The sequence below is a fragment of the Microbacterium sp. 2FI genome (assembly GCF_005502885.1).
GTDB lineage: Bacteria > Actinomycetota > Actinomycetes > Actinomycetales > Microbacteriaceae > Microbacterium.
The window spans coordinates 58,557-77,499 of sequence record NZ_SCMR01000004.1 but is presented as its reverse complement, the minus strand read 5'-3'; the positions used below and the strand labels follow the sequence as shown (position 1 = coordinate 77,499).

General features: G+C 71.4%; 17 protein-coding genes. 1 reads left to right on the top strand and 16 read right to left on the bottom strand.

The window, feature by feature from the left end:
* Window positions 1-14: 14 nt before the first annotated feature.
* The 16 genes from FFS15_RS05675 to FFS15_RS05600 all read right to left on the bottom strand — a co-directional run bounded on the left by FFS15_RS05675 (window position 15) and on the right by FFS15_RS05600 (window position 17,619).
* The gene (locus FFS15_RS05675; RefSeq protein ID WP_137844040.1) at window positions 15-1,175 is read right to left on the bottom strand and encodes a cystathionine gamma-synthase; all 1,161 of its coding nucleotides are present in this window, start codon (window positions 1,173-1,175) and stop codon (window positions 15-17) included.
* A complete protein-coding gene (locus FFS15_RS05670; RefSeq protein ID WP_137844039.1) occupies window positions 1,172-2,170 on the bottom strand; it encodes a pyridoxal-phosphate dependent enzyme in 999 nt (332 codons plus the stop codon). The genes FFS15_RS05675 and FFS15_RS05670 overlap by 4 nt, the downstream gene beginning before the upstream one ends.
* 153 nt (window positions 2,171-2,323) lie before the next feature.
* Window positions 2,324-3,064 carry a hypothetical protein gene (locus FFS15_RS05665; RefSeq protein WP_137844038.1) on the bottom strand — a complete coding sequence of 247 codons (741 nt, stop codon included), beginning with the start codon at window positions 3,062-3,064 and terminating at the stop codon, window positions 2,324-2,326.
* A complete protein-coding gene (locus tag FFS15_RS05660; protein ID WP_137844037.1) occupies window positions 3,064-3,576 on the bottom strand; it encodes a hypothetical protein in 513 nt (170 codons plus the stop codon). The genes FFS15_RS05665 and FFS15_RS05660 overlap by 1 nt, the downstream gene beginning before the upstream one ends.
* A 45-nt stretch (window positions 3,577-3,621) precedes the next feature.
* Window positions 3,622-4,203: an FMN reductase gene (gene msuE / locus FFS15_RS05655; protein ID WP_137844036.1), complete on the bottom strand. Its 582-nt coding sequence runs from the start codon at window positions 4,201-4,203 to the stop codon at window positions 3,622-3,624.
* Window positions 4,200-4,826, bottom strand: coding sequence for an alkylhydroperoxidase domain protein (locus tag FFS15_RS05650; protein WP_137844035.1), 627 nt, complete (start codon window positions 4,824-4,826; stop codon window positions 4,200-4,202). The genes msuE and FFS15_RS05650 overlap by 4 nt, the downstream gene beginning before the upstream one ends.
* Entirely contained in the window at window positions 4,823-5,431 is a 609-nt protein-coding gene (locus FFS15_RS05645; protein WP_137844034.1) for a CMD domain protein, read from the bottom strand. The genes FFS15_RS05650 and FFS15_RS05645 overlap by 4 nt, the downstream gene beginning before the upstream one ends.
* On the bottom strand, window positions 5,428-6,483 hold the full coding sequence (locus tag FFS15_RS05640) for a putative FMN-dependent luciferase-like monooxygenase (RefSeq protein ID WP_137844033.1): 1,056 nt from the start codon (window positions 6,481-6,483) through the stop codon (window positions 5,428-5,430). The genes FFS15_RS05645 and FFS15_RS05640 overlap by 4 nt, the downstream gene beginning before the upstream one ends.
* Window positions 6,480-8,123 carry an ABC transporter ATP-binding protein gene (locus FFS15_RS05635; protein ID WP_137844032.1) on the bottom strand — a complete coding sequence of 548 codons (1,644 nt, stop codon included), beginning with the start codon at window positions 8,121-8,123 and terminating at the stop codon, window positions 6,480-6,482. Before FFS15_RS05635 ends, FFS15_RS05640 begins: the two co-directional genes overlap by 4 nt.
* On the bottom strand, window positions 8,120-9,064 hold the full coding sequence (locus FFS15_RS05630; protein ID WP_137844031.1) for an ABC transporter permease: 945 nt from the start codon (window positions 9,062-9,064) through the stop codon (window positions 8,120-8,122). Before FFS15_RS05630 ends, FFS15_RS05635 begins: the two co-directional genes overlap by 4 nt.
* The gene (locus tag FFS15_RS05625; RefSeq protein WP_137844030.1) at window positions 9,061-10,014 is read right to left on the bottom strand and encodes an ABC transporter permease; all 954 of its coding nucleotides are present in this window, start codon (window positions 10,012-10,014) and stop codon (window positions 9,061-9,063) included. Before FFS15_RS05625 ends, FFS15_RS05630 begins: the two co-directional genes overlap by 4 nt.
* A gap of 18 nt (window positions 10,015-10,032) precedes the next feature.
* On the bottom strand, window positions 10,033-11,673 hold the full coding sequence (locus FFS15_RS05620; RefSeq protein WP_137844029.1) for a TIGR04028 family ABC transporter substrate-binding protein: 1,641 nt from the start codon (window positions 11,671-11,673) through the stop codon (window positions 10,033-10,035).
* A gap of 123 nt (window positions 11,674-11,796) precedes the next feature.
* The gene (locus tag FFS15_RS05615; RefSeq protein WP_249353761.1) at window positions 11,797-13,224 is read right to left on the bottom strand and encodes an NtaA/DmoA family FMN-dependent monooxygenase; all 1,428 of its coding nucleotides are present in this window, start codon (window positions 13,222-13,224) and stop codon (window positions 11,797-11,799) included.
* Window positions 13,221-14,078 carry a sulfurtransferase gene (locus FFS15_RS05610; protein WP_137844028.1) on the bottom strand — a complete coding sequence of 286 codons (858 nt, stop codon included), beginning with the start codon at window positions 14,076-14,078 and terminating at the stop codon, window positions 13,221-13,223. Before FFS15_RS05610 ends, FFS15_RS05615 begins: the two co-directional genes overlap by 4 nt.
* A 120-nt stretch (window positions 14,079-14,198) precedes the next feature.
* Window positions 14,199-16,304 (bottom strand): RecQ family ATP-dependent DNA helicase, encoded by a 2,106-nt coding sequence (locus FFS15_RS05605; RefSeq protein WP_137844027.1) that lies wholly within the window; start codon window positions 16,302-16,304, stop codon window positions 14,199-14,201.
* Window positions 16,305-16,341: 37 nt separating this feature from the next.
* Window positions 16,342-17,619 carry an MFS transporter gene (locus FFS15_RS05600; protein ID WP_137844026.1) on the bottom strand — a complete coding sequence of 426 codons (1,278 nt, stop codon included), beginning with the start codon at window positions 17,617-17,619 and terminating at the stop codon, window positions 16,342-16,344.
* A gap of 109 nt (window positions 17,620-17,728) precedes the next feature.
* Here FFS15_RS05600 and FFS15_RS05595 point away from each other — a divergent pair, with 109 nt between their 5' ends.
* The gene (locus FFS15_RS05595; RefSeq protein WP_137844025.1) at window positions 17,729-18,889 is read left to right on the top strand and encodes an ROK family transcriptional regulator; all 1,161 of its coding nucleotides are present in this window, start codon (window positions 17,729-17,731) and stop codon (window positions 18,887-18,889) included.
* Window positions 18,890-18,943 lie beyond the last annotated feature (54 nt).

Below are 18,943 nucleotides of genomic sequence, written 5' to 3'. Positions count from 1 at the left end.
GCGACCCGTCGGGATCAGAGCGCGGCGAGGGCCCGATCGAGGTCGGCGATGAGGTCGGCGACGCTCTCGATGCCGACTGACAGGCGGACGAGCTCTTCGGGGACGGCGAGCTCGGTGCCGCGCACCGACGCGTGCGTCATCTCGTCGGGGTAGTTCATGAGCGACTCGACGCCGCCGAGCGACTCGGCGAGCTGGAACAGGCGCGTCGACTCGGCGAAGCGACGCGCGGATGCCGCATCGGCGAGCTCCGCCGAGACGATGCCGCCGAAACCGCTCATCTGCGTCGCGGCCAGCGCGTGACCGGGGTGCGACGGCAGGCCGGGGTAGTAGACGCGCGCGATCTTCGGGTGCGCGTCGAGGAACTCGGCCACCGCCTGCGCGTTCTCGCTGTGGCGCTGCATGCGCAGGGCCAGTGTCTTGATGCCGCGCGTCGTGAGCCACGCGTCCAACGGTCCCGACACGGCGCCGGCGGCGAACTGCAGGAACTTCGCCTGCTCGAACAGCGCGTCGTCGTTCATGACGAGGGCGCCGCCGACGACGTCGGAATGGCCGCCAAGGTACTTGGTCGTCGAGTGCACGACGACATCGGCGCCGAGCGCGAGCGGCTGCTGCAGCGCGGGCGACGCGAACGTGTTGTCGACGACGACGAGCGCACCGGCGGCGTGCCCGAGGCGCGCGAGCCCTGTGATGTCGGTGATGCGCAGCATCGGATTGCTCGGCGTCTCGACCCACACGATGCGCGCCGGACGCTCGGCGAGCGCCCGCTCGACGGCGGCGAGGTCGCTCATGTCGACCACCCGAAGGCCCACACCCCAGGGGCCCAGGATCCGGGCGATCAGCCGGTAGGTGCCGCCGTAGACGTCGCTGCCGAGCAGCACCTCGTCTCCGGGCTTGAGCACGGCGCGCAGCAGTGCGTCTTCGGCGGCGAGGCCCGACGCGAACGAGAGGCCGTGAGCGCCGCCTTCGAGCGCGGCGAGCTGTGTCTCGAGCGCCGTGCGGGTCGGGTTGCCGCTGCGCCCGTACTCGTAGCCCTCGCGGAGTCCGCCGATGCCGTCCTGGGCGTACGTCGTCGAGAAGTGCACCGGCGGGATGACGGCGCCGGTGGTGGGGTCGAACGCCTGGCCGGCGTGCACCGCGCGCGTCTCGAAGCCGCGGTCGGGGGTGGGGTCGGTCATGAGGGGTCTCCTTCGTGGGCCGCTGCTGCGGCATCCGTGTCGACGTCGAAGCCGTGCTCGCGCATCCAGTCGTCGTCGTAGAAGCGGTCGAGGTAGCCGCGGCCGTGGTCGGGGAGCAGCACCACGACGACCGCGTCAGCGGGGAGATCCCTTGCGGCGCGAAGGGCCGCGACGACCGCCATGCCGCTGGATCCGCCGACGAGCAGCCCCTCATCGCGCGCGAGTCTGCGGGTCATCGCGAACGACTCGGCATCCGAGATGCGGTGGATCTCATCCGGAACCGACGGGTCGTAGCTGGCCGGCCAGAAGTCCTCGCCGACGCCCTCGACGAGATGGCCGTGGAGCGGACCGCCCGAATAGATCGACCCCTCGGGGTCGGCGCCGACGACGCGCACCGCGCCGCCCGACACCTCGTGGAGGTACCGGCCGGTGCCGCTGATCGTGCCGCCTGTGCCGATGCCGGCGACGAAGTGGGTCACGCGGCCGTCGGTGTCGCGCCAGATCTCGGGTCCAGTGGTCTCGTAGTGACTCAGCGGTCCGTTCGGGTTCGCGAACTGATTCGGCTTGAAGGCGCCGGGGATCTCGCGGACGAGGCGGTCGGCGACGCTGTAGTACGAGCGCGGATCCTCGGGCGGCACGCTCGTGTCGGTGACGACGACCTCGGCGCCGTAGGCCTTGAGCACGTCGACCTTGGCCCCGCGGAACTTGTCGGGGACCACGAAGATCATGCGGTAGCCGCGCTGCAGCGCGACGAGGGCGAGACCCACCCCGGTATTGCCGCTGGTCGGCTCGACGATGGTGCCGCCGGGTTGGAGGAGTCCTTCACGCTCGGCGGCATCGATGATGCGGCGGGCGATACGATCCTTCGCCGAGCCGCCGGGGTTCAGATACTCGACCTTCGCGAGCACCGTCGCGGCGATGCCGTCGGTGACGCGGGTCAGCCGGACGAGGGGGGTGTTGCCGACGAGGTCGGCGACGCTCTGGGCGTAACGCACGGAATGTGTCCTTGGTGTTGCCGCGCTCGGGCGCGGGAGTTCGTCGGGGTCGCGGAGGCGTGCCGGAGCACTCAGCGACAACAGCGACAGGTCAACACGCGGGCGAGTCTACCTGCCGGGCCGGGCGGGCGGCAACGGATACGCACGTCGGCGCTATCGATCGCCGGTGGCGAAATGGTAGACCTCCACCGCGTCACCGCGATGGACGAAGCGGATGACGCTCCCGTCGGGAAGGTCCGCACCGAAATCTCGCTCCCACAGCGGCCAGACGCCCACGTCCATGGTCAGCTCGCCCTCCGGCGGCGTGCACTCCGCCCCGAGCAGGCCGTCGACGGATCGATCGAGCGCGAGCAGGCAGGGGTTGCCGAACGCGTCGTCGGCTGCCCATATATCGATGTCGCGGTAGGTTCCGAAGCTGCGAAGCGTGGAGCTCGCGATGCGGAGGTCGGGCGCGTAGACCAGCATGCGGTAGACGCGGGTGTCGGGCTCGGCGCCGGTCGGACGCAGAGTCGCTTCGGGGTGATCTCCCACCAGCCGCGTCCCGCCGTACGCGAGGCCGAGGATGACCACCAGCGCCGCGGCGATGAGCCATGCACGCCATCGCGGCCGACCGGCGGTGGGGCGGGTGCGCGACGGCGGTGTGTCGCCGACGGAGACGGATGCCGTCGCCAGCGCGACAGGTGAGGCCTGCCGACCCGGAGGCGAGTCGAGCGCGGATGAGGGTAGCTCCTCGGCCGGCGTGCCATGCGCCGCGAGAGCGTGCGCCGCCTCCAGTTTCTCGAGGCGTGCGAGCGCGACAGGATCGCCGTCGATGTCGGCATGAGGCCCGTAGGCGCGCAGGCGCAACTCTCGAAGTTCGCGTTCCGCGGCGGACGAGGTGGCGGGGCTGCGCATCAGTCCTCGCCTTCCGGAAGGTACAGATGGACGTCGAGGGCGTCGCCGGCGCTCACGAACCGGGCCTTGCCGCCCGCCGGCATCGAGTACCCCGACACGTCGATGTACAGCTCAGCGGGCTCGGGAACGCAGGATGTGCTGACGACGTCGTTCGTCGCGCGGTCGAACGCGATGAGGCACGGTGACGCGAATGCGTTGGTCGCCGCCCACACCTCGAGGTCGCCGTAGGGCTCGTAGCCGCGCAGCGTCGACGGGTCGATCGCCGCCCACTGCTCCTCGCCCGCCAGCAGCGCGAGGATCACGACATCGGGCTCCAGATCGACCGGCTTCAGCGTCGCATCCGGCCGCGGCTCGAGCGCGACAGCCAGGGTCGAAGCGACGACTGCCGAGACGACGACCACCGCCGCGACGGCGAGCGCGACGAGCGTCGAACGCCGACCTGCGAGTCGTCGCACTCCCCCGGACGACCCGCCCCCCTGCTCGGCGCCCTCCGGCGGCGAGACCTCCCTCATGCGCGAACCGTACACCCGCGACGAAGGCCTCGTAACCCCCTCCGCTCACCAGGTCGTGACGTACTCCGTCGAGCGCACGAGCGCCGCCTGCTCGACGATCGGAATTGAGCGACTCACCGCCTCTGCCACGCGTCGCCCGACGTCGGGCGACGTGAGCGTACCCGCGGTGAAGTCGGCGTCGGAGGCGTAGACGCCGAGGGGCAGCGTGAGCGCCTGGAAGAAGCCGAACAGCGGCCGGAGCTGATGCTCGATGATCAGCGCGTGGCGCTCGCCGCCGCCCGTCGCCGCGACGAGCACGGGCGTGCCGACCAGTTCGTACTGACCGACGAAATCGAACAGGTGCTTGAACAGACCCGTGAACGACGCACGGTAGACGGGGCTCGCCGCCACGAGGAGGTCGGCCGATTCGATCAGCTGGAGGGCATGCTCGACCGCGGGTGAAACGTCGTCGCGGCGCAGCGCACCGGCGAAGCTCGGTCCGAGCGCAGCGACTTCGACCAGGTTCGTCTCGGCAGGCGCCCGTGCGGCGACCTCATCGAGGATGGTCCGCACGAGCGCGGTGGTGCGACTCGGCTCGTGGAGGGATCCCGAGACACCGACGACCCGCAGTGGCCGCGCCTGGTTCACGGGGATCCCTCCACCGGAGCTACCGGCCGGCCGACCGAGAGCATGAGGCGATTGGCCCAGTTGAAGAACGCGGCGCCGTGGACGACATCGGCGACCTCCAACTCATCGAGGCCGGCTGCGCGCAGCCGCGCGACGTGCGACGCGTCGAACGCGAGCGGCGTCGCGGTCAGCGCTGCTGCGGCCGCGACGATCGCGTCCCATCGCTCGCCGAGCTCGGCCGAGACACCCTGGTCGAGCAGCTGGTCGACCAGGTCGGGACGCTTCGAGTAGTGCGCCGCGAAGCGCGCGTGCACCGAGGCGCAGAAGACGCAGCCGTTGACGCGCGATGCCGCTGCCGCGGCGAGCTCTCGCTCGGCCCGCGGGAGCCCCTCGGCGGTGTTGTAGAAGATGTCCTTGTCGACGAGGGTGCGTGCCCGCAGGATCTCGGGATCGCGCGCGAGCAGCCGGAAGTAGTCGCTCGACGCGCGCTGCCGGTCGACGAGGCCGTCGTAGTGGCGTTCGGTGAGCTCGCTCTCGGCGAGCGGCTCGAGCCACGGCAGCCAGCCCACCTCCCCACGCGTGAAGGCGTGCGGGTGCGGGGCGTCGTGCGTGAGAACGACGGACTCGGTCGTGGTGCCGGTCATGCGGAGACCTCCTGGGATGCGGCGAGGACGCGGAGGCCGGCGGCCACGCGCTGCTGGAAAGCGAGGAACGAGATGAGCTGCGACAGGGTGATGACGCCGTCGGGGCTCCACCCGGCATCGAGCAGACGAGCCTGGGCTGCGCCGTCGGCCTCGCGCGGGCGGTACGTGAGCAGATGCGCGTGCGCGAGGGCTGCGGTCAGCCGTTCGCCGAGCGCCGCGCGGACGACGATGCCGGGCTCGTAGCGACGACCGTCGGCGCTCTCGTCGTGGAGCCCTGCTTCGGCATACCTGCCGAACGGACCCGCGGTCGCGGCCGCCGACGCCTCTGCGAGGACGGAGGCGGCGCGCTCCGGGTCGGCCGCGGTCGCAGCGTCCGCGTAGTACACCGCCGTCGCGTCGTCCGCGGTCGAGCGTGTCGCGAATGCGGCGACGAGCAGGCGCTCGGCGACCGGGAACCCGGACACGTCGACCGGGGCGAACAGCGCGTCGTGGCTCGCCTGAAGCTGTTCACGGGTCACGGGGCGCCGGCGGCGGAGCGTGTCGAGCGGGTCGCCCGGCGCGACGCCGGCGAGCGCGTCGACCACATCGAGGGTGGCGAGGGTCATGGTGTTTCCTTTCCGAAAGTGCCGAGGGATTCGACGGGCCGGGCGACGCCGGGATGCGTCGTCCAGCCGAGTGCGGGCGCGACCTCGGTCGCGATGAGCTCGATCGAGCGGAGCACGAGGTCGTGCGGGGCATCGACGGAGTGCACCTGGAAGGCGATCTCGTCTGCCCGGGCGAGGGTGGGGTCGGCGGCGAGCGACGCGGCGACCTCATCGGGTGTGCCGAGGTGGGTGTCGAGCGCGAGGATGAGCTCATCGAGCGTGTCGCCGGGGATGCTCTGCCCCGCTCGGCGGAAGCCCTCGGCCGCGCGGCGCAGCCCGACCTCGGCGAAGCGCAGCGCGTCACGGCGGTCGTCGGCGACGAAGACGGTGCGGGATGCCGTCACGCGCGGCCGCACGCCGGCGGGGAGGGCGGCGAGATAGCTGTCGATGATCGGATCCTGCAGTGCCGCCAGCGACGCGTGCGGTGTGCTCGCGGGGCGGGGCTGGGTGCGCGAGAGGAGCAGCCCGTGGCCGTGGAGACCCGCGCGCGCGCCGCCCGCCGGCGAGAACGTGGCCTGCCACACGCGATCGGACAGTGTTCCCCCCGCGGGGTGGAGGGTGTTGCCCCCGCCGATCTCGCGACCGTCGAGCGCGTCGAGGAGCAGAGCGAGCTTCTCGTCGTAGACGACGCTCTTGGCCGCGGCATCCTGCCCGAACGGCACGAACGACGACGGCGTGCCGCCGCTGCCGAGACCCAGATCGATGCGCCCGCCCGAGAGGAGGTCGGCGACGACGGCGTCTTCGGCGACCCGTACCGGGCCTTCGAGCGGCAGCGTCACGACGCCCGTGCCGAGCCGGATCTCGCTCGTGGCCGCAGCCACGTGCGCGAGGAAGACGAACGGCGACGGGAGTCCGCCCTCGGCCGCACGGAAGTGGTGCTGCGCCACCCACGCCCGCCCGATTCCGAACCTCTCCGCGTGACGGATCTGGTCGGTCGCAAGCCGGTACCGTTCGGCGGGAGGCGCCTCGTCGAGGAGGCGGGTGAAGAAGGCGAGAGACGGTGCTGCGCTCATGCGGCGACCTCCGATCGTCCGGGCACGGCTGCCAGCAGCTCGCGCGTGTATTCGTGGGTGGGTGCGAAGAAGAGGGCCTCGGTGCTGCCCGATTCGACGACCCGGCCGCGGCGCATCACCGAGACCGTATGGCTGAGGCGTCGCACGACGGCCAGATCGTGCGAGATGAACAGGTACGTCAGACCGAGCTCCTGCTGGAGTGACTCGAGGAGCTCGAGGATGCGCGCCTGCACCGTCACATCGAGCGCCGAGACGGCCTCGTCGAGCACGACGATGTCAGGGCGGATCGCGAGCGCTCGGGCGATCGCGACGCGCTGGCGCTGGCCCCCCGACAGCTCGCGCGGGGAGCGCTCGAGCACGTCCGACGGGAGGGCGACGCGATCGATCAGCTCGGCCGCGCGCTCGCGACGCGACGCGCGAGAGCCCTCGCGGAAGTTGTGCAGCGGCTCGGCGACGATCTGCGCGACGCTCTGGCGGGGATCCAGCGACGAGAACGGGTTCTGGTAGACCAGCTGGATGCGCCGGCGCACCTGCCGCAGGCGCTCGCCGTGGAGCCCCGCGGCGTCGGTCCCGTCGATCTCGATGCGTCCGGCGTCGGGGTGGAGGAACCGCGTGACCAGGCGCGCGGTCGTGGTCTTCCCCGAACCCGATTCGCCGACGAGCGCATGCGTCGTTCCTCGCCGCACCTGGAACGACACCTCGTCCACCGCGCGGAACGGCTCGCGTCCGCGCACCGAGAACTCCTTGACCAGCCCTTCGGCAACGACCGCGTACGGGTTCTCGGCAGCGGCGGCGGCAGCATCCCGGAGAAAGAGCGGCGGCGCCGGGCGCCGGAATTCCCCCGTCGCGAGCGCGGGCGCGTCAGCCAGCAGCTGCCGCGTGTACGGGTCGGCGGGCGCTGAGAGGATGCGCGAGGCCGTGCCCTGCTCGACGACGCGGCCGTCGTTGAGCACGACGATGCGCTGGGCCCGATCGGCGGCGACACCCAGGTCGTGGGTGACCAGGAGCACCGCGGTGCCGTCCTCGCGCCGGAGATCGTCGATGAGGTCGAGGATGCGGCGCTGAACGGTGACGTCGAGGGCGCTCGTCGGCTCGTCGGCGATGATCAGCCGCGGCCGGAGCGCGATCGCCGTGGCGATGAGCACGCGCTGGCGCATGCCGCCCGACAGCTCATGCGGGTGCTGCCGAGCGCGCAGCGCCGGATCGTCGAGCCCGACGCGCTCGAGCAGTTCGAGCACGCGCGCACGCCGCCGCGCGGGATCGCGCTCCCCGGCGCCGCGTCCGTGGACCCGGAGGATCTCGCCCACCTGCACGCCGATCGGGCGCACGGGGTCGAGCGATGACACCGGGTCCTGCGGCACGAGTCCGACCTGCGCGCCGCGGACGGCGCGCAGCCGCTTCGGTCCCCAGCCCGAGATGTCGACGCCGCCGAGGGCGATCGATCCGCCGTCGACGCGTCCACCCTCGGGGAGGAGCCCCAGGAGAGCGTGCGCCGTGGTCGACTTGCCGGATCCCGACTCACCGACGAGGGCGACGACCTCGCCCTCGCCGACCGACACGTCGACACCGTGGACGACCTCACGCCGCCCGGCTCCGGCTCCGTACGACACCCGCAGGCCCTGCACCTCCAGGACGCTCATCGCGTCCTCCTTCCGATCGACTGACTGATGCGATTGGCGCTGAGCACCACGACGAGCACGACCAGACCCGGGAGGGTCGTCAGCCACCACGCCGTCGCGACGTAGTTGCGCCCCTCGGCGATGAGCAGACCCCATTCCGGCGTCGGCGGCGGCGCCCCGTATCCCAGGAAGCCGAGGGTCGAGATCGCGAGGATCGCCGAGCCGAACTGCAGGGCCGCGAGAGCGACGACGGCCGTCAGCGAGTTGGGAAGCACGTGGCGACCGAGGACCGAGGCGAACGAGCCGCCGCTGCCGAACGCCGCCTCGACGTAGTCGCTGCGACGCACCCGTACGACCTCGGAGCGCGAGAGCCGCGCGAACGACGCGACGCTGCCGATGCCGACCGCGATGGCGGCGTTGACGGTGCCGAACCCGAGCAGGATGATGATCGACAGCGACAGCAGCAGGCCCGGGATCGACAGCAGCACGTCGACGATCCGCATGAGGATCTCGTCGAGCACGCCGCCCACCGAGCCCGCGATCACGCCGATCAGCGTGCCGGCCACGAGGCCCACGGTCACCGCGATGAGCGCGCCGGACAGCGAGTGGATCGCGCCGTGGACGACCCGCGCATAGAGGTCGCGCCCGATCGCATCGGTGCCGAACCAGTGCGTCGCGCTCGGCGGCAGCAGCTTCTCCGCCGGCACCCCGTCGATCGGGTCGTACGACGTGAACAGGCCCGGGGCCACCGCCCACAGCACCGCCACGGCGACCACGGCGATCGCGACGACCAGCGTCCACGACGGTCGTCGCCCGCGGGCGAACAGTCGCGCCGCCGATGATCGGCGCTCCGGTGTGCCGGGAGCGGCGCCCGCGTCGCGGGCGATCGGGTCGACGACGGTTCCGGTGGCCTCGTCGCGTGCGGCCGCGGCGGCCGCGGCATCCGTGATCTGCGTACTCATCGCCGCACTCCTTCCGAGGCCGCGGGCGCGTTGCGCAGCCGCGGATCCAGCACCGGGTAGAGGAGGTCGACCGTCAGGTTGACCACGACGAAGGTGAGGGCCGCGAGGACGACGATGCCCTGCAGCACCGGGATGTCCTGGTTCGCGACGGCCTGCTCGGTGATGCGGCCGATCCCCGGGCGGCCGAACACCGTCTCGGTGACCACGGCCCCGCCGATCAGCTCGCCGAACAGCACACCGGCGATCGTCAGCGTCGGAAGCAGCGCGTTGCGGGCGACCGACCGCCACAGCACCCACGCGGGCGAGGCCCCCTTGGCCTGGATCACGGTGACGAACGGCTGCAGCTGCACGTCGTCGATGCCGCGCACGAGGATCTGGGCGAGCGGTGCCGAGATCGGCACCGCCAGCGTGATCACCGGCAGGATCAGCCCCGCGATGGGATCGGCGCCGACGATCGGCACCCAGCCGAGCCCGAACGAGAACACCTGGATGAGCAGGATGCCGAGCCAGAACACCGGCACCGCCACGAACACCCCTGGCAGCGCCCGCAGGCCGTCCCGCAGCCACGCGAACGGCGTGAGCGTCGAGAGGAACGCGATCGTGAAGGCGATCAGGGCGGCGAGGGCGAACCCGAGTGTTGCGAGCGCCGCCGTCGGGGGGATCGCCTCGCCGATGAGCTGCAGCACGCTCGTGCCGTACTGCGTCGAGTACCCGAAGTCGCCACGGGCATATCCGGTCAGGGTGGCCCAGTACTGCTCCCACCACGTCGAGTCGACCCCGTATGCGACCCGGATCTCCTCGATCTGATCGGCCGAAAGCCCGAGTGAGGGGTCCTCGTACTTGATCAGGATCGCATCCCCCGGCAGCAGCTGCAGCAGGATGAAGGTGGCCGTGAAGGCCGCGATCAGAACGATCGCGGCCTGCCCGGCGCGTCTCAGCGCGTAGCTCATCGACTCAGCTCCCGAGCCCTACTTCTTCTCGAGCCACACGTCGTAGAACAGCGGCCGTGCGACCGACTCGAACGCGACGCCGTGCACGTGCGGTGCGGTGCCGTACACCTGCGGCTCTTCGAAGAGCGGGATGACATACGCCTGCTCGGCCAGGTAGTCCTGCACCGCCTGCGAGGCCGCGGTCCGCTCGTCGGGGTCGGGTGTCGAGGCGACCGCGAGCAGCAGCGCGTCGAGCTCGGCGTCGTCCGACAGAAGCGTGTTGCGGTTCTGCGTGGAGAACTGGCTCTTGATGACGTCGAGGTCAGCGCGCCCGACCATCGAGTGGTACAGCGGCGTCTTGAGCGGATCCTTGATGTCCTCGGCGTAGGTGCCGGCATCAGCCGACTTGACGTTGAGCTCGACGCCGATCTCGTTCAGCTGCTGGGCGACCAGCTCGAGGGTCTGCTTCGACAGCGGCTGGGGCTTCGCCTCGTACACCGTCAGCGACAGACGCTCGCCGTCCTTCTCGCGGATGCCGTCGGCGCCCGGCTCCCAGCCGGCCTCATCGAGCAGTGCCGCCGACTTCTCGGGGTCGTAGGCGTAGTGTTCGGACTCGTCCTTGTACCCGAGTGCAGCGGAGCTCAGGGCGCTCGTGGCTGCCGGGTAGTTCGCGGTGAAGATCGTGTCGACGACCTCCTGGCTGTCCACACCCGCGACGAGCGCCTGGCGCACACGGATGTCGCTGAGGAGCGGATTGGTGAAGCGGAGGCTCAGGCCGTTGTTCACCCCGCGCGTCTGCGGGGCGTGCAGGTCGAAACCGCTGGATTCCACCCGGGCCTCGTCGAAAGCCTGGACGTAGCGGATGTAGTCGGCCTGGCCCGACAGCAGCGATCCGATGCGGACGCTGTCTTCCGGCGTGACGATGAGGTGGATCTCGTCGAGGTAGGCGCGGCCCTGGTGCTCGAAGCTCGGCGGCGCCCAGTCGTAGTCCTCGCGGGCTTCGAACGTCAGCTCGGTGCCGAGCTTCTCGTCGGTGACGACGAACGGCCCCGACCCGATGACCGCGGTCGCGTTGCCCGCGCCGAGCTCTTCGAGCGAGAGGTCGAGCGTCTCGGGGGAGAGCAAGCCCGAGTTGATGGTCGAAGTGGCCTGGAGGAATCCGGGCGCGGGCGCCGAGAACCGGAACACGACGGTGTCGGCGTCGACGACCTCGCTGGAGGCGTAGTTGTTGATCGCCTCCGAGACCGTGAGTCCCAAGTCGGGATCGCCGAGACCGTACGTGTCGAAGTTCTTCGCGACCGCCGCGGCGTCGAGCACCGACCCGTCGGAGAAGGTGACGTCGTCGCGCAGCTCGAACGTGTACTCCGTGGCGTCCTCGTTGATGCTCCACGCCGTGGCCACCCAGGGCTCGATCTCGAGCGTCTCGGGGTTCTGCCAGGTGAGTCGCGCGGCGATGTTGTTGACGATCCCGCCGTTCGGATAGAACCCCGCCTGCGGCGGATAGAGGTTCGTGTAGGTCTGGTGCTCGAGGTAGGTGAGCGTGCCGCCGGTGACGGGGTCGCCGGAGGATGCGGACGACTCGCTGCTGCCGGCTGTCGGCTGCGATGCGCACGCCGCGAGCGACACCACCGTGAGGGCGGCGAGGACGCCGGCGACGACGCGTGTTGCGGGACGGGACATGTGGACTCCTGTGGGATTCGGGTTGCGGTGAAGAAGTGCTGGCCACGTTAGGGAGCGGCATCCGGCGACCGCCGACGGCGGTGACACGACCGTTCACCTGCGGCAAGCGGAGGACACGGGCGGTCACACGGCGTAATGAATCCGCCCGGCGTCGACGGCAGTCGGCGCATGGATGAGGCGCGGCTCACCCAGCGACAGCCGCTCCCGCAGCGTCTCGCCGGTGCGGCCGAGGAGGCCGCGACGGCGAAGCTCGGGGGCCGCGAGGATCGCGAAGGCCTCGAACTGCGCGGGTTGGAACGCCGACAGGACGTTGAACCCGTCAGCGGCGCCGGCGGCGCGCCACCGTTCGAAGTGATCGGCGATGGCGTGAGGGTCGCCCACCACGAAGTTCGCGGGTACGGCGTTCGCGGCGATCAGGTGACGCCACGTGACGCCGTGCGCCCCGCCGACCGTGCGACCCGTATGCGTCCGCACGGCATGGAGCACCCGAGCGCCCGCCTCACCGAACCGCGCTGCGGCATCGGCGCTCACGGCGTCGTCCACGGCGGCTCGGCGAGCGGGGTCGTCGACGGGGAGCCCGGCGACATCGAGGAATGCGGCGAGCGACCGGTTCGCCGGAAAGCCCGGGCGACTCGCGTTGCCGGAGCGGCCGTCGTCGAGTGGTACGAGAAGAAGCAGCGCGTCGACGATCGCGCGCGCCTCGGCCTCGGTCTCTGCCACGACCGGAAGCACCGGCACGATCACCTTGAGGTCGTCGGGGTCGCGCCCGGATGCCGCCGCGAGTTCGCGCAGGCCGCGACGGGTCTCGGCGGCCGAAGCCGGATCCCCCGCCGCGATGAGCGCCAGGTCGGCCTCGGTGGCCGCGAGTGCGCGCGAACGCGGCGATGTTCCCGCATGGACGATCGGCGGATGGCCCTGCGGCGGGCGGGCGACGTTCAGCGGACCCGATACTCGCACCTGGGATCCCGCCAGGTCGGCGGCTCGCAGGAGGTCTGCGTCGATCAGCACGCCCGCCTGGCGGTCGGCGACCCACGCGTCGTCGTCCCACGACTCCCAGAGCAGTCGCAGCGCGCGCACGAACTCCTCGGCGCGGTCGTAACGCGTGTCGTTGTCGGCGTGCGCGTCGCGGCCGTGGTTGGCGGCGGCACGCGGCTCGGCCCCGGTGACGAGGTTGATGCCGCCGCGACCGCCGGTGAGCACATCGAGGGATGCTGTCGCCCGCGCCGTCGCATAGGGATCGGCGTACGTGGAATTGACGGTGGCGATCAGCCCGATCCGCTCCGTGACACCGGCGAGGGCGAGCACGGCGCTCAGCGGGTCGATGCGCGCGAGCAGATAGGGATCGCGGAACTCGAGGTCGGGTCCGGTGGCGAGCCAGTCGCCGAAGAAGAGGTAGTCGAGGTCTGCGTCTTCGGCGAGCCGTGCGATCCGGCGCAGGACGGCCGCGTCCTCGCGCGGATCGGCGTGCGCTCCCGGGTACCGCCAGCCCGACGGGTATGCGCCCAGCGTGCGGACCATGGCGCCGATGATGAGCGGTTCGGTGCCGGTCACAGCGGGATCACGTCCAGCGACGGGGCCGGTCCCACCGCGGCGAGGCGCCCGCGGCTGCGGGACCACTGACTCCAGGATCCCGGGTAGACCACGACGTCGATCCCCGCCAGCGCTCCCGCGAGCGCGGTGTGGGTGGCGGCGATGCCGGAACCGCAGTAGGCGGCGACGGCGATGCCGTCCGTCGCACCGGCGGCTGCGAACTCTGCGCGGATCTCGTCGGGCGAGCGGAATCTGCCCGCCACGAGGTGCGTGGTCGTGGGCAGGTTCACCGCCCCGGGGATGTGCCCCGCGACGGGGTCGAGCGGCTCGGAATCGCCGCGATAGCGCTCCGGCGCCCGCACATCCAGCAGCAGGCCGTGGTCCGGCCACTCCTCCACATCGTCGATGTCGGCGACGCCGTGCACGATGTCGTCGAGCACGATGTCGCCGCGTCGCGGCTGCACGTCGCCGGTCTCCAGGGGACGTCGTTCCCCGAGCCAGCCCCGCAGTCCCCCGTCGAGCACTCGCACGTCGCTCAGGCCGGACCGCGTCAGCACCCACCATGCCCGCGCTGCGGCGACCGAGTGGACATCGTCGTAGGCGACGACGGCGTCGCCGGCGTGCACGCCCCAGCGGCGCGCGGCCTCTTGGAGCGCCTCCCGAGGCGGAAGCGGATGCCGACCCCGACGCGGGTCGTCGCGCTCGGCGAGTTCGTGGTCGAGGTCGACGTACACGGCACCCGGCAGGTGCCCGTCGAGGTATGCCGGGCGCCCTTCGGGCTGATCGAGGCGCCAGCGCACATCGAGGATGCGCGGCGTGCGTCCGGTCCGGATGAGGTCGGCGAGTTCCGACGGCGAGATGAGTGGGGAGGCCATGCGGCCATGCTCACGCCGTCGGGCGATGCGTTGGTTTCGGTGACGACACGCGGCGCGATGGGGCGACACACGCCGCAACACGGCGTCATGCAGGAATGCGGCACCCGGGCGCCGCGCGCCTCACCCCCGCAGCGCGAGCGCGAACGGCAGCACAGCGGTCGCCCCGGCTCGTCGCAGCTCTCGAGCGGCGACGGTCAGCGTCCATCGGCTGTCGGCGAGGTCATCGACCAGCAGCACGGGGCCGGCGGGCACATCCAGGGCGTCGGCACCGAACCGCTCCCACACGCCGGCGAGCCGGAAGGCGCTGTTGCCGCCGGGCTGGCCGCTGGGGCCGCCGTCGCGCGGCTCGAGCGCACCGAGGTACGGCAGGCGGCCGACCTCGGCCAGCCCGCGCGCGAGCGAGTCGACGAGCAGCGGCCGCGAGCGCGAGGGGAGCGCCACGACGGCGACCGGGCGCTCGGCCCACCCCCACTCCGCGAGCACCCGCACGCATGCGGCGAGAATGTGCGGCGGCAGCGGGGCATCGACGGCGCCCGCGGCGAAGATTCCGCGCAGCGCGCCGCCCCAGCCGAGGTCGGTCAGCCGCGCGAGCGCGCGACCCTCGGCCGCCTGCTCGTCCGCCGCGATCCGTCCCTTCATCGGCACGCCCAGCCGATCCGCGCCCGTCGGCCACTGCCGGCGCGGTTCGATCGGAACGCCGACGCGGTCAAGAGCAGCGGATGCGGCATCCGTCGCCTCCGCACGGATCTCTGCCGGATACCAGACGCCCGCGCAGTTGTCGCAGCGCCCGCACGGAGCCGCGGTGGGGTCGTCGAGCGAGCGCTGCAGGAACTCCATGCGGCACTGCCCGGTCTCTTCGTACTCGATCATGTGCCGCTGCTCGGCGAGCCGCTCGGCGGCGATGCGGCCGTAGCGCTCCTCGTCGTAGACCCAGGGTTCGCCGGTGGCGATCCAGCCGCGCTGCTCGCGCCGCACGGCGCCGTCGACGTCGAGCACCTTCAGCAGGAGCTCCAGCGGCGTGCGGCGGATGTCGACGATCGCCTCGAGCGCCGGCGTCGACAGCGGCGCGCCCGACAGCGCCGCGATCACGCGTTCGGCGCGGTCGCGGTCGGGCATCGACGCGGTCGCGAAGTAGTGCCAGATCTCGCGGTCCTCGACGCCGGGCAGCAGCAGTACGTCGGCCGACTCGGTCGCCCGGCCGGCGCGACCGACCTGCTGGTAGTACGACACCGGCGACGACGGGGCGCCCAGGTGCACGACGAACCCGAGGTCGGGCTTGTCGAACCCCATGCCGAGCGCGCTCGTCGCGACGAGCGCCTTGACCCTGTTGTCTTTCAGGAGCGCCTCGGACTCGGTGCGCTCGTCGGTGTCGGTCTGCCCGGTGTACGCGCGCACGTCGTAGCCGCGCGAGCGCAGCAGCGCCGCGGTGTCGTTGGCCGCCGCGACGGTGAGCGTGTAGATGATGCCCGAGCCCGGCAGGTCGCCCAGGTGGCTGATGAGCCATGCGAGGCGGCTCGGCGAATCGGGAAGGCGCAGCACGCCGAGTCGGAGCGACGTGCGCGCGAGGGGACCGCGGATGGTCAGGACGCCGTGATCGGATGCCGCACCCTCGCCCCCCAGCTGCTCGGCGACGTCGGCCACGACGCGACTGTTCGCCGTCGCGGTGGTCGCCAGCACCGGAACCCCCGCCGGCATCTGGCCGATCAGGTCGCGCAAGCGCCGGTAGTCGGGGCGGAAGTCGTGGCCCCAGTCACTGATGCAGTGAGCCTCATCGACGACGAGCATGCCGATCCTCCGCACGAGCGCCGGCAGCTGCTCGTCGCGGAATGTGGGGTTGTTGAGGCGCTCGGGCGAGACCAGCAGCACGTCGACCTCGTCGCGCTCGAGCTGGGCGAGCACGTCGGTCCACTCGTGCGCGTTCGTGGAGTTGATCGCGACCGCCCGGACACCGGCGCGCTCGGCGGCGGCGATCTGATCGCGCATGAGCGCGAGCAGCGGCGACACCAGCACCGTCGGCCCCGCCCCCTGCTGGCGCAGCAGCAGCGTCGCCACGAAGTACACGGCGGACTTGCCCCACCCGGTGCGCTGCACCACGAGGGCGCGGCGCCGCCCGTCGACCAGGGCCTCGATCGCCTCGAACTGACCGTCGTGGAACTGGGCGGCGTCGCGGCCGACGAGGGCGCGGAGCGCAGCGAGGGCCGCGGTTCGGGTCGAGTCGGGCGTCATCCCCCCACCCTGCCCGACGCGACCGACATCAGTGCACTCACCGAATGCCGCGCAGCGGCAGGATGAGCAGAGCCGACAGCGCGGCGAGAACTGCGGCGAATCCGAACAGCGGGGCGTAGCCGCCGCCGAAAGAGATGACGAGCGCCGCGATGAAAGGCCCAGCGATCTGCGGGCCGGTGGTCGCGACGTTGAGCAGCCCGAGGTCGCGCGCGGTGTCGGCGGCACGCGGCAGCACGAGCGTCAGGATCGCCTGATCGACGGCCAGGAACATGCCGTAGAAGAAGCCCACCATCGCGGTGTACACGATCATCCCCGTCCACGTCGGAACGAAGATCGGCACGGTGATGCCGGCGGCGATACCGAGGGACGCGATCACGACGAAGATCTTGCGGCGGCCGATCCGATCCGATATCGGGCCGGCCGCGAGGCCCGTGACGAACGCGAGCGACAGCTTGACGGTGGCGAGCAGTGCGACGGCGGCCGCGGCATTTCCGCCCGGGAGGTTCTCCACGCCGATGTAGTCGGTGAGCGTGTAGAGCTGGTACGTCGAGATCGTCCAATGCCCCGTCATGATCGTCACGCGCGCCCAGAACGCCCACGCGAAGTCGTGATCGCGCAGCCCCGAGAAGAACCCGGTCCTCCGTCGCTCCCGCGGGGTCGTCTCGGCATCCGCTCCTGCCGTCGGGTCGCGCGTGAACAGCACGAGAGTCGTCGCGCCGACCACGAGCAGCGCGGCGATCGCCACGTATCCGAGCGTCGGTGCATCGAGGAAGTGCGGAGCGAGGTTCACCCCGTACATCACGCCGAGCGTCATCGACGCCCCCGCGATCGATGACGCGAGCCCGCGTCGGTTCGGCGCCACACGGTCGGGGATCACCGCCGAGATGGCGGCCTGGAATGCGCTCATCGCGATCATGACCGCGAGGTAGGCCGCCGCGAGCCAGAACAGCTCGCGCATCAGTCCGAGGCACGCCAGCAACGCGAGTGCGGCGAACGACGAGATCACGAGCCACGGCGCCCGCCGGCCGAATCTCGTCCGGGTGCGGTCGGAGAGCGACCCGAACACGGGGTTGCCGATCGCTGCGGCGAGCGCGCCCATCGAGGCCAGAAGTCCGTAGACCGCGACCTTCGCATCGGGGTCGATCGCGGCGATCTGCGAGGGCAGGAGGATCTGCTGCATCCCCTGGAAGACGGCGTACATCCCCGCGTTGGCGAGGAAGAACGTGGCGAAGAACCGGATGCCGCCGCTCACGCCCGCAAGCCGCGTTCGCCCTGCCGGCCCCGTGGTGGAGCGCGGCGAATCGTCTGCAGACACGTGACCTCCCCGTCGGTGTCTGCCCGCTTAGCGCGCGGGCAGACAGACTCTATCCGCAAGACCTCAGAATTTGAACCGAACATGGTCAATATGTCGCTAGAGTCGACGGATGACCGAGCGACCCCATCCTGTGGCGCCTCGCGACCAGACGCGCGTGACGCTTCTCGGACTCATCCGACAGCGGGGTTCCGCCACTCGCGCCGACCTCGTGGAGGCGACGGGCTTCTCACGCAGCACCGTCGGCAACGCCGTCGCCCGGCTCATCGAGTTCGGTCTGGTCGAGGAGGGCGCCTTCGCCGACAAGGGCCCGGGTTCCGGACGCGGACGCCCCGGACTCACCCTTCGTGCGGTCGCCTCCGACGTCCGCGTCGCGGCCATCGACTTCGGCGCCCGTCACATCAATGTCGCGATCGGAGACGCCTTCGGCAATGAGATCGCCCGCGAGCGCCACGATGTGGGGCTCGATGCGATCGAGAAGCTCGATCTCGCGGCATCCGCCCTCGCAGCGCTGCAGGCCTCGACCGGGACGTCACGGCTCGAACGCGTGGTCGCCGGCATCCCCAAGCCCGTGAACCGACTCACCGGACTCGTCCAGGCGCCGAAGGTCGGCGACGGGTGGGGAGGCCTCGCGCCCGCAGCCGAGATCGAACGACGGGTGGGCGTGGTGACGCACATCGAGAACGACGCGACGCTCGGGGCCATCGGCGAGCATGCGCGCGGTGCTGCGCGCGGCGTCGACGACGTGCTGTACGTCAAGGTGGCCCACGGCATCGGCTCGGGCCTCATTCTCGGCGGCGCCCCGTACCGCGGCGCGAACGGGATCGTGGGAAACATCGGCCACTGCCGCCTGCCCGACCGCACCGAGCTGTGTCGATGCGGCCATCGCGGCTGTCTCGAGGCGGTGGCGGCGATCGGCGCGATCGACGCGCAGCTCGCGGCCACCCACCCCGGGCTCGACCCCCGGGAGGTGCTCGACGAGCTGGACTCCACGGCCGAGCGCATCCTGATCGGCGCCGGACGCGTGCTCGGCAAGGTGCTCGCCGACTTCTGCAATCTGCTCGCGCCCGAGCTGGTCGTGCTCGGCGGCTTCATCGGCGCCCGCTACCCCGCGTTCGTCGAAGGCGCAGCCTGGGCGGTCGACGAGTACGCCGCACCCGCTGTCTCGACCTCGACCCGTGTCGTCGCCGCCGAGCTGGGTATGCACGCCGAACTGCTCGGCGGCCTGGTTCTCGCCGCGGATCTGGCCGCCGTGCCGGTCGCGGGCGCCTGAATCGCCTCAATATGGCCCTTCATGGGTCAAATGAAGAGACCCTAATGCGTTAAT